The sequence below is a fragment of the Streptomyces sp. SX-6 genome, assembly GCF_059089585.1.
On the sequence record NZ_JBTHHU010000001.1, the window covers coordinates 139,078 to 154,296 of the forward strand.

15 protein-coding genes are annotated in these 15,219 nt (G+C 71.3%); 1 reads left to right on the forward strand and 14 read right to left on the reverse strand.

Translation table 11 applies throughout. From position 1 onward, the window contains the following. Positions 1-74 precede the first annotated feature (74 nt). From carB to pyrR, 6 genes are all read right to left on the reverse strand, one after another. On the reverse strand, positions 75-3,386 hold the full coding sequence (carB, locus tag ACV530_RS00650; RefSeq protein WP_494330177.1) for a carbamoyl-phosphate synthase large subunit: 3,312 nt from the start codon (positions 3,384-3,386) through the stop codon (positions 75-77). After that, the gene (gene carA, locus ACV530_RS00655) at positions 3,379-4,524 is read right to left on the reverse strand and encodes a glutamine-hydrolyzing carbamoyl-phosphate synthase small subunit (RefSeq protein WP_494330178.1); all 1,146 of its coding nucleotides are present in this window, start codon (positions 4,522-4,524) and stop codon (positions 3,379-3,381) included. The genes carB and carA overlap by 8 nt, the downstream gene beginning before the upstream one ends. Then, positions 4,521-5,084, reverse strand: a complete 564-nt coding sequence (locus ACV530_RS00660; protein ID WP_494330179.1) for a PH-like domain-containing protein — start codon at positions 5,082-5,084, stop codon at positions 4,521-4,523. Before ACV530_RS00660 ends, carA begins: the two co-directional genes overlap by 4 nt. After that, positions 5,081-6,367, reverse strand: coding sequence for a dihydroorotase (locus ACV530_RS00665; RefSeq protein ID WP_494330180.1), 1,287 nt, complete (start codon positions 6,365-6,367; stop codon positions 5,081-5,083). The genes ACV530_RS00660 and ACV530_RS00665 overlap by 4 nt, the downstream gene beginning before the upstream one ends. A 2-nt stretch (positions 6,368-6,369) precedes the next feature. Beyond that, positions 6,370-7,356, reverse strand: coding sequence for an aspartate carbamoyltransferase catalytic subunit (locus ACV530_RS00670; protein WP_494330181.1), 987 nt, complete (start codon positions 7,354-7,356; stop codon positions 6,370-6,372). A 90-nt stretch (positions 7,357-7,446) separates the two neighbouring features. After that, positions 7,447-8,010: a bifunctional pyr operon transcriptional regulator/uracil phosphoribosyltransferase PyrR gene (gene pyrR / locus ACV530_RS00675; RefSeq protein WP_494330182.1), complete on the reverse strand. Its 564-nt coding sequence runs from the start codon at positions 8,008-8,010 to the stop codon at positions 7,447-7,449. A 219-nt stretch (positions 8,011-8,229) separates the two neighbouring features. Here pyrR and bldD point away from each other — a divergent pair, with 219 nt between their 5' ends. Next, a complete protein-coding gene (bldD, locus tag ACV530_RS00680) occupies positions 8,230-8,730 on the forward strand; it encodes a transcriptional regulator BldD (RefSeq protein WP_004948690.1) in 501 nt (166 codons plus the stop codon). A gap of 91 nt (positions 8,731-8,821) precedes the next feature. On the opposite strand, the gene nusB is transcribed toward bldD, so the two are convergent. The 8 genes from nusB to aroC form a co-directional block, all read right to left on the reverse strand. Continuing rightward, positions 8,822-9,247, reverse strand: a complete 426-nt coding sequence (gene nusB / locus ACV530_RS00685) for a transcription antitermination factor NusB (protein WP_494330183.1) — start codon at positions 9,245-9,247, stop codon at positions 8,822-8,824. A 2-nt stretch (positions 9,248-9,249) separates the two neighbouring features. Beyond that, positions 9,250-9,816 carry an elongation factor P gene (efp, locus tag ACV530_RS00690; protein WP_494330184.1) on the reverse strand — a complete coding sequence of 189 codons (567 nt, stop codon included), beginning with the start codon at positions 9,814-9,816 and terminating at the stop codon, positions 9,250-9,252. A 46-nt stretch (positions 9,817-9,862) separates the two neighbouring features. Beyond that, positions 9,863-10,975 (reverse strand): M24 family metallopeptidase, encoded by a 1,113-nt coding sequence (locus ACV530_RS00695; RefSeq protein WP_494330185.1) that lies wholly within the window; start codon positions 10,973-10,975, stop codon positions 9,863-9,865. 73 nt (positions 10,976-11,048) lie between these two features. Continuing rightward, positions 11,049-11,798 (reverse strand): AAA family ATPase, encoded by a 750-nt coding sequence (locus ACV530_RS00700; RefSeq protein ID WP_494330186.1) that lies wholly within the window; start codon positions 11,796-11,798, stop codon positions 11,049-11,051. Between the two features lie 108 nt (positions 11,799-11,906). After that, the gene (aroQ, locus tag ACV530_RS00705; protein ID WP_494330187.1) at positions 11,907-12,371 is read right to left on the reverse strand and encodes a type II 3-dehydroquinate dehydratase; all 465 of its coding nucleotides are present in this window, start codon (positions 12,369-12,371) and stop codon (positions 11,907-11,909) included. Continuing rightward, positions 12,368-13,459 (reverse strand): 3-dehydroquinate synthase, encoded by a 1,092-nt coding sequence (gene aroB / locus ACV530_RS00710; protein WP_494330188.1) that lies wholly within the window; start codon positions 13,457-13,459, stop codon positions 12,368-12,370. Before aroB ends, aroQ begins: the two co-directional genes overlap by 4 nt. A 7-nt stretch (positions 13,460-13,466) precedes the next feature. After that, entirely contained in the window at positions 13,467-13,997 is a 531-nt protein-coding gene (locus tag ACV530_RS00715) for a shikimate kinase (RefSeq protein ID WP_494330189.1), read from the reverse strand. Next, positions 13,994-15,178, reverse strand: a complete 1,185-nt coding sequence (gene aroC, locus ACV530_RS00720) for a chorismate synthase (protein WP_494330190.1) — start codon at positions 15,176-15,178, stop codon at positions 13,994-13,996. Before aroC ends, ACV530_RS00715 begins: the two co-directional genes overlap by 4 nt. Positions 15,179-15,219: the final 41 nt, after the last annotated feature.

The window sequence follows — 15,219 nt, forward strand, 5'->3', positions numbered from 1 at the left end:
GCAGCAGGGCAAGGGGCGGGTGAGGGGGCTCGCAAGAGGGGGGGACACCCTCGGGTGTCCCCCCCTCTGTCGCCTTATGCCTCGCGGGCGGCGGTGAGGTGTTCCGCGTGTTCCTGGAGGGAGCGGACGCTGATGTCGCCTCGGGTGAGGGCCTCGATGCCCTGTACGGCGGCCGCGAGGGCCTGGACCGTGGTCAGGCACGGCACGCCCCGCGCCACGGCGGCGGTACGGATCTCGTAGCCGTCCAGGCGGCCGCCGGTGCCGTAGGGGGTGTTGACGATCAGGTCGACCTGCCCGTCATGGATCAGCTGCACGATCGTCTTCTCGCCGTCCGGGCCCTCGCCCTCGGACTGCTTGCGCACCACGGTGGCGTTGATGCCGTTGCGGCGCAGGACCTCGGCGGTGCCGGAGGTGGCCAGCAGCTCGAAGCCGTGGGCGACCAGCTCGCGGGCCGGGAAGATCATCGAGCGCTTGTCCCGGTTGGCCACCGACACGAACGCGCGCCCCTTGGTGGGCAGGGCGCCGTAGGCGCCGGCCTGGGACTTGGCGTAGGCGGTGCCGAAGACGCTGTCGATGCCCATGACCTCGCCGGTCGAGCGCATCTCCGGGCCCAGGACGGTGTCGACGCCGCGGCCGTGGATGTCGCGGAAGCGGGACCAGGGCAGGACGGCTTCCTTGACGGAGATCGGCGCGTCCAGCGGCAGCGTGCCGCCGTCGCCCTCCGCCGGCAGCATGCCCTCCGCGCGCAGTTCGGCGATGGTGGCGCCCAGGGAGATGCGGGCCGCGGCCTTGGCCAGGGGGACGGCGGTGGCCTTGGAGGTGAAGGGGACGGTGCGCGAGGCGCGGGGGTTGGCCTCCAGGACGTAGAGGATGTCCCCGGCCATCGCGAACTGGATGTTGATCAGCCCGCGCACGCCGACGCCCTTGGCGATGGCCTCGGTCGAGGCCCGCAGCCGCTTGATGTCGAACCCGCCGAGAGTGATCGGCGGCAGCGCGCAAGCGGAGTCACCGGAGTGGATACCGGCCTCCTCGATGTGCTCCATCACACCACCGAGGTAGAGCTCCTGGCCGTCGTAGAGCGCATCGACATCGATCTCGATCGCATCGTCCAGGAACCGGTCGACCAGGACCGGGCGGGTCGGGGAGATCTCCGTCGACTCGGCGATGTACGCCTCCAGGCGCGCCTCGTCGTAGACGATCTCCATGCCGCGCCCGCCCAGCACATAGGACGGGCGGACCAGGACGGGGTAGCCGATCTCGTCGGCGATCGCCTTGGCACCCGCGAACGTGGTGGCGGTGCCGTGCTTGGGAGCCGGGAGTCCGGCCTCGGTCAGGACGCGGCCGAACGCGCCGCGGTCCTCGGCGGCGTGGATGGCCTCGGGCGACGTACCCACGACCGGAACGCCGTTGTCCTTGAGGGCCTGGGCCAGGCCGAGGGGGGTCTGGCCGCCGAGCTGGACCACCACGCCCGCCACCGGACCCGCCTGCTGCTCCGCGTGCACGATCTCCAGCACGTCCTCGAGCGTGAGCGGCTCGAAGTACAGCCGGTCCGAGGTGTCGTAGTCCGTGGAGACCGTCTCCGGGTTGCAGTTGACCATCACCGTCTCGAAGCCCGCATCGCTCAGCGCGAACGAGGCATGGACACAGGAGTAGTCGAACTCGATGCCCTGACCGATACGGTTCGGACCCGAACCCAGGATGATCACCGCGGGCTTGGTCCGCGCGGCGACCTCCGACTCCTCGTCGTACGAGGAGTAGAAGTACGGGGTCCGCGCCGCGAACTCAGCCGCACACGTGTCGACCGTCTTGTACACCGGGCGGATGCCGAGGGCGTGGCGGACCTCGCGGACGACGTCCTCGCCCAGGCCCCGGATCCCGGCGATCTGGGTGTCGGAGAAGCCGTGGCGCTTGGCCTCGGCCAGCAGGTCCGCATCCAGCTTCTCGGCGGTGCGCAGCTCTTCGGCGGTCTCGTTGAGGAGGAAGAGCTGGTCGACGAACCACGGGTCGATCTTCGTCGCCTCGAAGACCTCCTCCGGGGTGGCCCCGGCGCGGATCGCGGCCATGACGGTGTTGATCCGGCCGTCCGTCGGGACGGCGGACTTCTCCAACAGAGCGCTCTTCTCGCCGGGTTCGGCGACGAAGTCGAACTGCGAACCCTTCTTCTCCAGCGAGCGCAGCGCCTTTTGCAGAGCCTCGGTGAAGTTGCGGCCGATCGCCATGGCCTCGCCCACCGACTTCATCGTGGTGGTGAGCGATGCGTCGGCGGCCGGGAACTTCTCGAAGGCGAAGCGGGGTGCCTTGACCACGACATAGTCGAGGGTGGGTTCGAAGGAGGCCGGGGTCTGCTCGGTGATGTCGTTGGGGATCTCGTCGAGCGTGTAGCCCACCGCCAGGCGCGCGGCGATCTTCGCGATCGGGAAGCCCGTCGCCTTCGAGGCCAGCGCGGAGGAGCGCGAGACACGGGGGTTCATCTCGATGACGATGACCCGGCCGTCATCGGGGTTGACCGCGAACTGGATGTTGCAGCCGCCCGTGTCCACCCCGACCTCGCGGATGACGGCGATGCCGATGTCGCGCAGGATCTGGTACTCGCGGTCGGTCAGCGTCATCGCGGGCGCGACGGTGATCGAGTCACCGGTGTGCACACCCATCGGGTCGAAGTTCTCGATGGAGCACACGACCACGACGTTGTCGTTCTTGTCGCGCATCAGCTCCAGCTCGTACTCCTTCCACCCCAGGATCGACTCCTCCAGGAGCACCTCGGTGGTCGGGGAGAGCGTCAGGCCCTGGCCGGCGATGCGGCGCAGTTCGTCCTCGTCGTGCGCGAAGCCGGAACCGGCGCCGCCCATGGTGAAGGACGGGCGGACCACGACCGGGTATCCGCCGAGCGTCTCGACGCCGGCGATGACCTCGTCCATGGTGTGGCAGATGACCGAGCGGGCGGACTCGCCGTAGCCGATCTTGGCGTTGACGGCCTCGACGACGCCCTTGAACAGGTCGCGGTCCTCGCCCTTGTGGATGGCCTCGACGTTGGCGCCGATCAGCTCGACGCCGTACTTCTCCAGCGTGCCGGCCTCGTGCAGGGAGATCGCGGTGTTGAGCGCGGTCTGGCCGCCGAGGGTGGGCAGGAGGGCGTCGGGGCGCTCCTTGGCGATGATCTTCTCGACGAATTCCGGGGTGATCGGCTCGACGTAGGTGGCGTCGGCGATCTCGGGGTCGGTCATGATCGTGGCCGGGTTGGAGTTGACCAGGATCACCCGCAGGCCCTCGGCCTTGAGCACCCGGCAGGCCTGGGTTCCGGAGTAGTCGAACTCCGCGGCCTGGCCGATGACGATCGGGCCGGAGCCGATGACCAGAACGGACTGGATGTCGGTGCGCTTAGGCACGCTGGCCCTCCATCAGGGACACGAAGCGGTCGAACAGGTACGCGGCGTCGTGCGGACCCGCTGCTGCCTCGGGGTGGTACTGGACACTGAAGGCCGGCTGGTCGAGCAGCTGCAGGCCCTCGACGACGTTGTCGTTGAGGCACACGTGGGAGACCTCGACGCGGCCGTAGGGGGTGTCGGTCGCCCTGTCGAGCGGGGCGTCGACGGCGAAACCGTGGTTGTGCGCGGTGACCTCGACCTTGCCGGTCGTACGGTCCTGCACCGGCTGGTTGATGCCGCGGTGCCCGTACTTCAGCTTGTACGTGCCGAAGCCCAGCGCACGGCCCAGGATCTGGTTGCCGAAGCAGATGCCGAAGAGCGGGGTCCTGCGCTCCAGCACGCCGCGCATCACGGAGACGGCGTGGTCGGCGGTGGCCGGGTCGCCCGGGCCGTTGGAGAAGAACACGCCGTCGGGGCTGACCGCGCAGATGTCCTCGAGGGTCGCCGTGGCGGGCAGGACGTGCACCTCGATGCCGCGTTCGGCCATCCGGTGCGGGGTCATGCCCTTGATGCCCAGGTCGATCGCGGCGACGGTGAACTTCTTCTCACCGATCGCCGGGACGACGTACGTCTCCTTGGTGGCGACCTCGGCGGAGAGGTCGGCGCCCTTCATCTCCGGCGCCTGGCGCACCTCGGCGAGCATCGTGCCCTCGTCCGGCAGGACGTTGCCGGAGAAGATGCCGACGCGCATGGCGCCGCGCTCGCGCAGGTGACGGGTCAGGGCGCGGGTGTCGATGCCGCTGATGCCGACGATGCCCTGGTGGCGCAGCTCCTCCTCCAGCGAGCGCTTGGCGCGCCAGTTGGAGGGGACGCGGGCGGGGTCGCGCACGACGTAGCCCGCCACCCAGATCCGCGCGGACTCGGGGTCCTCGTCGTTGACGCCGGTGTTGCCGACGTGCGGAGCGGTCATCACCACCACCTGGCGGTGGTAGGAGGGGTCGGTGAGCGTCTCCTGGTAACCGGTCATGCCGGTGGAGAAGACCGCCTCGCCGAAGGTGACCCCCGAGGCCCCGTACGCACGGCCGCGGAACGTACGGCCGTCCTCCAGGACGAGTACGGCGGGAACCCTGGAGGAGGTTCCCCTGCTGGAGGTCGTCATCGTGCGCCTTCCGTCGTGGTGTTGAGGTGGTTCACTGCCTCGACCCAGGCCGGGTGCTCGGCCGCGTGGTCGGAGCGGAATCCGGAGTCGATGGTCTTGTCGCCGTGCTGCCAGGTGAGCACGAGCAGGCCGCCCTCGGTGAGGACCTTGCCCGCGATGCCCTTGTCGAGCCGGGCACCGCGCAGGGCGGCGGCGGGGATGAAGAAGTCCTGGGCGCCGGGGCGGACGACCCGGACGCCTTGCTCCGTCAGGGTGAGCTCGGCCCGGCTGCGGGTGCCGAGGCCGCGCGCGACGATGCGGTCGAGCCACTCCCCCGCGGTCGTCGAGCCGTGGTAGCGGCCGGTCATCCCGAGCAGGGGCTCCCCCGGCTCGTCCGGCGCGACGGGCAGCTCGGGCAGGTCGCCCTGGAGCGTGCCGCGCCACTTCCAGCCCTCGCGCATCAGCCAGTACAGGAGCGCGATGAAGAGCAGGAGTCCCACGACCCAGCCGATCCGTGCGGCCCAGTCGGTCACGGCCTGAGACTTCTCCTCGGCCGCCAGATTGATCAGTGCAGGTGTCACGCGAGCTTCCCGTCCACGACCGTCGTCCGGCCCCGCAGGAAGGTGTGGGTGACGCGACCCGGCAGCTCACGGCCCTCGTAGGGGGTGTTGCGGCTGCGGGAGGCGAAGCCCGCGGGGTCCACGACACCACGGTAAGCGGAATCGACCAGCGTGAGGTTGGCGGGCTCCCCGGGAGCGATGGGGCGGCCGTGGCCGGAGAGGCTGCCGATGCGGGCGGGCTTGAAGGACATGCGCTCGGCGACCCCGGCCCAGTCCAGCATCCCGGTGTCGACCATCGTGTGCTGGACGACGGAGAGGGCCGTCTCCAGGCCCACCATGCCCATCGCCGCGGCGGCCCACTCGCAGTCCTTGTCCTCGTGCGGGTGCGGGGCGTGGTCGGTGGCCACGATGTCGATGGTGCCGTCGGCCAGCGCCTCGCGCAGGGCCATCACGTCGCGCTCGGTGCGCAACGGCGGGTTCACCTTGTAGACCGGGTTGTACGAGCGGACGAGCTCGTCGGTCAGGAGCAGGTGGTGCGGGGTGACCTCGGCGGTGACGTCGATGCCGCGGGACTTGGCCCAGCGGACGATCTCGACCGAGCCGGCCGTGGAGAGGTGGCAGATGTGCACCCGGGAGCCGACGTGCTCGGCGAGCAGGACGTCGCGGGCGATGACCGACTCCTCGGCGACGGCCGGCCAGCCGCCCAGGCCCAGCTCGGCGGAGACGACGCCCTCGTTCATCTGGGCGCCCTCCGTGAGCCGCGGCTCCTGGGCGTGCTGGGCGATGACGCCGCCGAAGGCCTTCACGTACTCCAGCGCGCGGCGCATGATCACGGCGTCGTCGACGCACTTGCCGTCGTCGGAGAAGACGGTGACCCCGGCGGCGGAGTCGTGCATGGCGCCCAGCTCGGAGAGCTGCTTGCCCTCCAGGCCGATGGTGACGGCGCCGATGGGCTGGACGTCGCAGTAGCCGTGCTCCCGGCCGAGCCGCCAGACCTGCTCGACGACGCCGGCGGTGTCGGCGACGGGGAAGGTGTTGGCCATGGCGAAGACGGCGGTGTAACCGCCGCTCGCGGCGGCGCGGGTGCCGGTCAGGACGGTCTCGGAGTCCTCGCGGCCGGGCTCGCGCAGGTGGGTGTGCAGGTCGACCAGGCCGGGCAGCAGGATCCTGCCGTCGGCCTCGACGACCTGGGCGCCCTCGGCGCTCAGACCGGTGCCCACCTCTGCGATCGTCTCGCCGTCGATGAGGACGTCCTGCGGCTCGCCGCCCAGGACCTTCGCACCGCGGATCAGGGTCTTCGACATGGTTACTTGCTCTCCTCGGTGCGGGCGGTGTTCGTGCTGACGGCGGGCTCGGAGCCGCCGAGCAGCAGGTAGAGGACGGCCATCCGGGTCGATACGCCGTTCGCGACCTGCTCGACAGCCGTGCAGCGGCCGGAGTCGGCGACCTCGGCGGTGATCTCCATGCCGCGGTTCATCGGGCCGGGGTGCATCACGATGGCGTGCTCGGGCATCTTCGCCATGCGGTCGGCGTCCAGGCCGTAGCGCCGCGCGTACTCGCGCTCGGTCGGGAAGAACGCGGCGTTCATGCGCTCGCGCTGCACCCGCAGCATCATCACGGCGTCGGACTTCGGCAGCACCGCGTCCAGGTCGTACGAGACCTCGCAGGGCCAGGCCTCGACGCCGACGGGCACCAGCGTGGGCGGTGCGACCAGGGTGACCTGGGCGCCCAGCGTGGTGAGCAGGTGGACGTTGGAACGGGCGACCCGGCTGTGCAGCACGTCGCCGACGATCGTGATCCGGCGCCCGTCCAGGTCCTTGCCGAGCCCGGCGTCGGGGCCGACCAGGCGGCGGCGCATGGTGAAGGCGTCCAGCAGGGCCTGGGTGGGGTGCTCGTGCGTGCCGTCACCGGCGTTGACGACGGCGCCCTCGATCCAGCCGGAGTTGGCGAGCCGGTAGGGGGCACCGGAGGCGTGGTGGCGGATGACGACGGCGTCCGCGCCCATCGCCTCCAGCGTCAGGGCGGTGTCCTTGAGCGACTCGCCCTTGGAGACCGACGAGCCCTTGGCGGAGAAGTTGATGACGTCGGCGGAGAGCCGCTTGGCGGCGGCCTCGAAGGAGATACGGGTCCGCGTCGAGTCCTCGAAGAAGAGGTTGACGACGGTGCGGCCGCGCAGGGTCGGCAGCTTCTTGATCGGCCGGTCGGCGACGCGGGCCATCTCCTCGGCGGTGTCGAGGATCAGGACGGCGTCGTCGCGGGAGAGGTCGGCGGCCGAGATGAGATGACGCTTCATCCGGAGTGCTCCGTGGTTGAGAAGTGGTGCGGGGATACGGGCGGATACACCGGCCCGCGGGCCCGGGTCACCGGGGCCCTGAGGGGTCGGCTACTGCCCGTGGGGAGCCGGGCGCACGCCGAGGAGCACGCTGTCGCGCCCGTCCTCCTCGGTGAGCTGGACCTTGACCGTCTCCCGCAGCGACGTGGGGAGGTTCTTGCCGACGTAGTCGGCACGGATGGGAAGTTCGCGGTGGCCGCGGTCGACGAGGACCGCGAGCTGGACAGCGCGCGGGCGCCCGATGTCGTTCAGCGCGTCGAGTGCGGCACGGATCGTCCGGCCGGAGAAGAGCACGTCGTCGACGAGGACCACCAGGCGGCCGTCGAGGCCCTCACCGGGAATGTCGGTGCGGGCGAGCGCACGGGCCGGGCGCAGTCGCAGGTCGTCGCGGTACATGGTGATGTCGAGGGAGCCGACGGGCGTTGCCGCGCCGGTGATCTCCTCGAGCTTGGCGGCCAGCCGGTGGGCGAGGAAGACGCCGCGGGTGGGAATGCCGAGAAGCACCACATCGTCCGCGCCCTTGGCGCGCTCGACGATTTCGTGGGCGATGCGAGTGAGAACCCGCGCGATGTCCGGTGCCTCGAGCACGGGACGCGCGGATGCGTTTGTGTCCATGTTTAAACGGACCTCCTTCTCCGCCTCACGGGACGGACATTAAAGGACGTCGGAATTGCCTGGTCCACCGTACCAGCACTGCGTACGGCTCCCCACCGCACCCCCTGACGGCGGATGCCGGGGACCTTTCGGCTTGACGAAGCCAGATTACGCTGCGTAACCTCACAGTGAGTTACCAACGCGGCGGTGCCGCAGGTCTATACGTGTCCGGGGAGCTTTATGTCCAGCGAATACGCCAAACAGCTCGGGGCCAAGCTCCGTGCCATCCGCACCCAGCAGGGACTCTCACTCCATGGTGTCGAGGAGAAGTCCCAGGGTCGTTGGAAGGCCGTTGTCGTGGGCTCGTACGAGCGCGGCGACCGTGCCGTGACCGTGCAGCGACTGGCCGAGCTGGCCGACTTCTACGGTGTGCCCGTGCAGGAACTGCTGCCCGGCACGACGCCGGGCGGTGCCGCCGAGCCGCCGCCGAAGCTGGTGCTGGACCTGGAGCGTCTCGCCCATGTCCCGGCCGAGAAGGCGGGCCCGCTCCAGCGTTATGCGGCGACCATCCAGAGCCAGCGCGGCGACTACAACGGCAAGGTGCTCTCGATCCGCCAGGACGATCTGCGCACCCTCGCCGTCATCTACGACCAGTCGCCCTCGGTGCTCACCGAGCAGCTGATCAGCTGGGGCGTGCTCGACGCCGACGCGCGCCGTGCGGTGCAGCACGAAGACGCCTGATCCTCAGCGACAGCTGCAACAACCTTTGTCACAAAGCGCCGTGGGGCGGGAAACCTTTCCGGTTTCCCGCCCCACGGCGCTTGTTCTGTCGTTACCGCCGGATCTTCGGCTTGAGCTCCTTGAAGCGGCCGAGCAGACCGTTGACGAAGGCGGGCGAATCGTCGGTCGAGAACTGCTTGGCCAACTGCACGGCCTCGTCGATCGCGACCGCGTCCGGGGTCTCGTCCTCCCAGATCAGCTCATAGGCTCCGAGCCGGACGATGTTCCGGTCCGCGACCGGCATCCGGTCCAGGTCCCAGTCGACCGCGTAGGTCGAGATCAGCTCGTCGATACGGGCCACGTGCTGCGCGTACCCCTCGACCAGCTGCATCGTGTACTCACTGACCGGCGGCTGCCGGTCGTCGGACCGCGAGTGCCGGACCCAGTCGGCGAGGACGTTCTGCACGGACGTGCCGCGCTGGTCGGCCTCGAAGAGGATCTGGAAGGCGCGCTGACGGGCCTTGCTACGGGCAGCCACGGTTAGCTGTTCACCCGGCCGAGGTACTCGCCGGAGCGGGTGTCGACCTTGATCTTCTCGCCGGTCGTGATGAAGAGCGGGACCTGGATCTCGTAGCCGGTCTCCAGCTTGGCGGGCTTGGTGCCGCCGGTGGAGCGGTCGCCCTGGACGCCCGGGTCGGTGTGCTCGATGACCAGCTCGACGGCGGCCGGCAGCTCGACGTAGAGGACGCTGCCCTCGTGCTGCGCGACGACGGCCTCGAAGCCCTCGATCAGGAAGTTGGCGGCGTCACCGACGGACTTGCGGTCGATGTGCAGCTGGTCGTACGTGTCCATGTCCATGAAGACGAAGTACTCGCCGTCCATGTACGAGAACTGCATACCGCGCTTGTCGACGGTGGCCGTCTCGACCTTCACACCGGCGTTGAAGGTCTTGTCGACGACCTTGCCGGAGAGCACGTTCTTGAGCTTCGTGCGGACGAAGGCGGGGCCCTTGCCAGGCTTGACGTGCTGGAACTCGACGACGGACCAGAGCTGGCCTCCGTCGAGCTTGAGCACCATGCCGTTCTTGAGGTCGTTCGTGGAAGCCACGGTTGCGGAATCTCCTGGACTGAAGCTGGGACCCCGAAGGCGCGCGCTAGAGCGCGAGCAGCTCCTTGGTCGTAATGGTGAGTAGCTCGGGTCCGCCGTCCGCCTCGGGGCGGACGACGAGCGTGTCATCGATCCGGACGCCGCCCCGCCCCGGGAGGTGAACCCCCGGATCTACGGTGACCGGCACGCAAGCGTCCAGTTTACCCATGGCCGAAGGCGTGAGCCGAGGGTCCTCGCCGTTTTCGAGTCCCACACCGTGGCCGATCCCCGGCCCGACCCTCTCACCATGGCCCGCGGCCTCGAGCACGCGGCGCGCCGCCCTGTCCACTTCACGGTACGGCGTCCCCGGCGCGAGTGCCTCCCGCCCGGCCCGCTGGGCCGCGAAGACCTGGTCGTACAGCTCGATCTGCCACTCCGCGGGCGAGGTGCCGATGACGAACGTCCGGGCGATCTCGCTGCGGTAGCCGCGGTAGTCGGCGCCCAGGCAGACGCTCAGGAAATCGCCCTCCTCGACCCGGCGGTCGGTCGGCACATGGCCGGCGAGCCCGGAGTTCGGGCCGGTGCCCACCGAGGTGGCGAAGGCGGGGCCGTAGGCGCCGTGGTCGATCAGGCGCCGCTCGAGCTCCAGCGCCAGATGGCGCTCGGTGCGTCCGACGAGGATCGACTCGAGCAGCTCGCCGAGGGCCTGGTCGGCGATCTCGGCGGCGATGCGCAGGGCGGAGATCTCGTCGTTGTCCTTGACGACCCGCTGCTGCTCCACGGCCGGGCCCAGGTCGTCCAGGCGCATGCGCGGCGCGACCGAGCGCAGGGCGCGGTGCCGGATCACGGTGAGGTGGTGCTCCTCGACGGCCAGCGAGCCCGCCCCCGCGGCGGCGGCCCGCTCGGCGCCCGCCACGGCGGGGTCGCCCTCGGCGGTGGGGAGCAGCTGGACGCGCAGGCCGTCCACGGGCCGGCCGGACCAGCCGGCGGCGTCGGCGAAGGGGTCGGAGGCGCACAGCAGCACGTCGTGTCCCGGCCCGACGAGCAGGGCGGAACCGGCCGGAGCGCCGCCCGCCAGATAGCGGACGTTGGCACCGCCGGTGACCAGGGCGGCCTCGCTGCCGCCCGTCACGCACCGTTCGAGGAGCCTCGAGCGCCGTGCCGCGTACACGTCGGACATGCTTCCGAGCCTACGTACAGCGGCCCCAGCCGTCTGTTCCAGTACCCCCGACCGGGCACGTCCCCGAGGCCGCTCAGCCCCAGAGGGAGCGGGCGACGGCCTCGTCGATGAGGCGGGCCGTGGTCTCGACGTCGTGCCGGGAGTTGTCGATGATCGGCAGGCCCGAGCCGTACCAGCCGGCCATGCGGCCGTGGATGCCGGCGACCTCCTCGTCGCCGAGGCGGCGGTTGCCGGTGCGCTTCGCGTTGCGCTCGAGCACCACGTCCAGGCCGGGCAGCAGGACGACGGGCAGCAGGCCCGGGCCCACGTGCCGCTGCCAGCCGCCGAGGCCGACGGCGGGCCAGTCGGGGAAGACGGCGTCGTCGAGGATGCAGGAGATGCCGTTGGCGAGGAAGTTGCGGGCGGCGAAGCCGCAGGTGCGGCGGGCGAGGCGGTACTGGGCCTCGGAGTGGTCGTTCCACCCGGACTGGGGGTCCGCGAAACCGGAGCGCACCCATTCGCGGACGTCGTCCAGGCTGATGTGGGCGGTGGGCACCGGCCGGGTCCCGGCCCAGTACCGGGCGACCGTCGTCTTACCGGCGCCCGCCGGGCCGATGAGGAGCACCGCGACGGCGGCGTGCGCGGCGTCGGCCACCGCCGTGGCCCGGTGCGGGGCCGGCGCGGGCGCGAGGTGCCCGGCCGGGCCCGGTATCGGCGGAGGCGCGGCCGGATGCGGGACGGGCGCCGCCCACCCCGGAGCGGGCGGTACGGGGCAGTGGCCGCCGCCCGCCCCCTGACCCGCGCCGTGGGGCGGGGGCAGCGGTCCTCCCACTGCGTGCTGCATCCGGTGGCACTCCGTCTCGTACTGGCGGCTTGGCGCGTAGAGAGTACCCGAGGGCCCTCCGGCTACGGTGAACGGCCGGCGGCCCCCGAAAGTGCCCGACGCCCCGTGTCAGCCCGCGAGTTCACCGCCGAGCTCGTCGGCGAGCGCGCGCAGCGCGAGCCGGTACGAGCCGATGCCGAACCCGGCGACCGTGCCGGTCGCGACGGGCGCGATGACGGAGGTGTGCCGGAACTCCTCGCGCGCGTACGGGTTGGAGATGTGCACCTCGATCATCGGCGCGGTGCGCTGGGCGGCCGCGTCGCGCATCGCGTACGAGTAGTGCGTGAACGCGCCGGGGTTGATGACGACGGGCACGGCGCCGTCGGCCGCCTCGTGCAGCCAGCGGACGAGTTCGCCCTCGTCGTTCGTCTCACGGACCTCGACGGCGAAGCCGAGTTCCGCGCCCAGCGCGGTGCACTCCTCGACGAGCCCGGCGTACGAGGTGGCCCCGTACACATCGGGCTCGCGCGAGCCGAGGCGCCCGAGGTTGGGCCCGTTGAGCACCAGAACCCGCCGCGTCGCCTTCCGCGTCATGACGCGATCTCCGCATGGGCCGCCAGCAGCATGGCCGGGTCCGGGGATTCCAGCACCACCGGCTTGGCCAGGCCGTCCAGGACGATGAAGCGCAGCCGGTCGCCGCGGGTCTTCTTGTCGACCTTCATGGTCTCCAGCAGCTTGGGCCACTGGTCCCCGCGGTAGGTCACCGGCAGGCCCACCGAGGTCAGCACCGCGCGGTGGCGGTCGGCGGTGGCGTCGTCCAACCGCCCGGCGATCCGGCCGAGTTCGGCCGCGAAGACCATGCCGACGGAGACGGCCGCGCCGTGGCGCCAGTTGTAGCGCTCGTTCTTCTCGATGGCGTGGGCGAGCGTGTGGCCGTAGTTGAGGATCTCGCGCAGGCCCGACTCCTTCAGGTCCTGCGAGACGACCTCGGCCTTGACCCGGATCGCCCGGCCGATCAGCTCGGCGGTGTGCGGGCCGTTCGGAATGCGGGCCGCCTCGGGGTCCGCCTCGATGAGATCCAGGATGGCGGGGTCGGAGATGAAGCCGGCCTTGATGACCTCGGCGAGGCCGCTGACGTAGTCGTTGACGGGCAGCGAGTCCAGCGCCGCCAGGTCGCACAGCACCCCGGCCGGCGGGTGGAAGGCGCCGACGAGGTTCTTGCCCTCGGCGGTGTTGATGCCCGTCTTGCCGCCGACCGCCGCGTCGACCATGCCCAGCACGGTGGTGGGCACCGCGACCCAGCGCACGCCGCGCAGCCAGGTGGCGGCGACGAAGCCCGCGAGGTCCGTGGTGGCCCCCCCGCCGACCCCGACGATCGCGTCGGTGCGGGTGAAGTTGCTCTGGCCCAGTGCCTTCCAGCAGTACGCCGCGACCTCGGCGGTCTTGGCCTCCTCGGCGTTGGGCACCTGGATCGCGATGGCCTCGTAGCCCTGCGCGGCCAGGTCCTCGCACAGTGCCTCGCCGGTCGCGGCGAGCGCCTCGGGGTGCACCACGGCCACCCGCTGCGCGGCCCGGCCGATGAGGCCGGGCAGTTCGCCGAGCAGTTGCCGGCCGACCAGGACCTCGTACGGCGCGGTGCCCGCGCTGCCTGCGACGTGGATGCGGGTGGGGGCGTCGGTCATGCGTTCCTCACTGCGTGGTCTCTCGGGTACGGCCCAGGCCCAGTGCCTCGATCACGGCGTCGGCGACCTGGGCCGGGGTACGGCCGCCGGTCGCCACGGTGGCGCGGGCGACCTCGGTGTAGAGCGGGCGGCGGGCCTCCATCAGCTCCCGCCACCGCTGCCGCGGGTTCACCGCGAGCAGCGGGCGGGGCCGGTCCAGGCCCACCCGGCGCACGGCGTCGGCGAGTTCGACCTCGAGGAAGACCACCGGCAGCCCGCCGAGCAGGGCGCGGGTCGAGGCGTCCATCACCGCGCCGCCGCCGAGCGCGAGCACGCCGTCGTGTTCCGCCACGGCGTCGCGCACGGCCTGCCGCTCGAGCTCGCGGAAGTGCGGCTCGCCGTCGTCGAAGAAGATCTCCGGGATGGGCTTGCCCGCGGTGCGCTCGATGTCGGCGTCGGTGTCCCGGTAGCCGGTGCCCAGCCGCCGGGCGAGCAGGGCACCGATGGTGGACTTGCCGGCTCCCGGCGGGCCCACCAGCACCACGCGGGGGCCGGTCACCTGATGGCCAGGTTCTCGAGGTAGCCGCGGACGTTGCGGCGCGTCTCCTCGACGCTGTCGCCGCCGAACTTCTCGACGACCGCGTCGGCGAGCACGAGCGCCACCATGGCCTCGGCCACGATGCCCGCGGCCGGCACGGCGCACACGTCCGAGCGCTGGTGGTGCGCCTGGGCCGGCTCGCCGGTGACGACGTCGACGGTCGCCAGCGCGCGGGGCACGGTGGCGATCGGCTTCATCGCGGCACGTACGCGCAGGAGTTCACCGGTGGTCAGGCCGCCCTCGGTGCCGCCGGAGCGGCCGGAGGAGCGGCGGATGCCGTCCTCGGAGGGCACGATCTCGTCGTGCGCCCGGGACCCCGGCACCCGGGCCAGCTCGAAGCCGTCGCCGACCTCGACGCCCTTGATGGCCTGAATGCCCATCAGGGCCGCGGCCAGCCGGGCGTCCAGCCGCCGGTCCCAGTGCACGTGCGAGCCCAGGCCGACGGGCACGCCGTAGGCGAGGACCTCGACCACGCCGCCGAGGGTGTCGCCGTCCTTGTGCGCCTGGTCGATCTCGGCGACCATCGCCTTGCTCGCGGCCTCGTCGAGACAGCGCACCGGGTCGGCGTCGAGGCGCTCGACGTCGGAGGGGGTCGGGTAGACGCCGTACGGGGCCTTGGCGGCCGCCAGCTCCACCACGTGGGAGACGATCTCGATGCCGGCGGCCTCCTTGATGAAGGACCGCGCCACCGCGCCGAGCGCCACCCGGGCCGCGGTCTCGCGGGCGCTGGCCCGCTCGAGCACCGGACGGGCCTCGTCGAAGCCGTACTTCTGCATGCCCGCCAGGTCGGCGTGGCCGGGGCGGGGCCGGGTCAGCGGGGCGTTGCGGGCCAGGCCGGCCAGTACCTCCGGGTCGACCGGGTCGGCGGCCATGACCTGCTCCCACTTGGGCCACTCGGTGTTGCCCACCATGACCGCGACCGGGGAGCCCATCGTCAGACCGTGGCGCACACCGCCGAGGAAGGTGACCTCGTCGCGCTCGAACTTCATCCGCGCGCCGCGTCCATAGCCGAGGCGCCGCCGGGCCAGGTGGTCCGCCACCATCTCCGTGGTGACCGGCACGCCGGCCGGAAGGCCTTCCAGCGTCGCCACCAGGGCGGGACCGTGCGATTCCCCGGCCGTCAGCCAGCGCAACCTGCTCAACGGGACTCCTCTTGTTCGCGCGTGCGGTCGTGCGGCGGCGG

Bases quoted from the DNA above. Each gene is read 5' to 3' on its own strand.
- bldD (WP_004948690.1), top strand. From the start codon at position 8,230: ATGTCCAGCGAATACGCCAAACAGCTCGGGGCCAAGCTCCGTGCCATC.
- ACV530_RS00670 (WP_494330181.1), bottom strand. From the start codon at position 7,356: ATGAAGCGTCATCTCATCTCGGCCGCCGACCTCTCCCGCGACGACGCC.
- carA (WP_494330178.1), bottom strand. From the start codon at position 4,524: ATGACGACCTCCAGCAGGGGAACCTCCTCCAGGGTTCCCGCCGTACTC.
- ACV530_RS00695 (WP_494330185.1), bottom strand. From the start codon at position 10,975: ATGTCCGACGTGTACGCGGCACGGCGCTCGAGGCTCCTCGAACGGTGC.
- aroB (WP_494330188.1), bottom strand. From the start codon at position 13,459: ATGACCGACGCCCCCACCCGCATCCACGTCGCAGGCAGCGCGGGCACC.
- pyrR (WP_494330182.1), bottom strand. From the start codon at position 8,010: ATGGACACAAACGCATCCGCGCGTCCCGTGCTCGAGGCACCGGACATC.
- aroQ (WP_494330187.1), bottom strand. From the start codon at position 12,371: ATGACGCGGAAGGCGACGCGGCGGGTTCTGGTGCTCAACGGGCCCAAC.
- ACV530_RS00665 (WP_494330180.1), bottom strand. From the start codon at position 6,367: ATGTCGAAGACCCTGATCCGCGGTGCGAAGGTCCTGGGCGGCGAGCCG.
- ACV530_RS00700 (WP_494330186.1), bottom strand. From the start codon at position 11,798: ATGCAGCACGCAGTGGGAGGACCGCTGCCCCCGCCCCACGGCGCGGGT.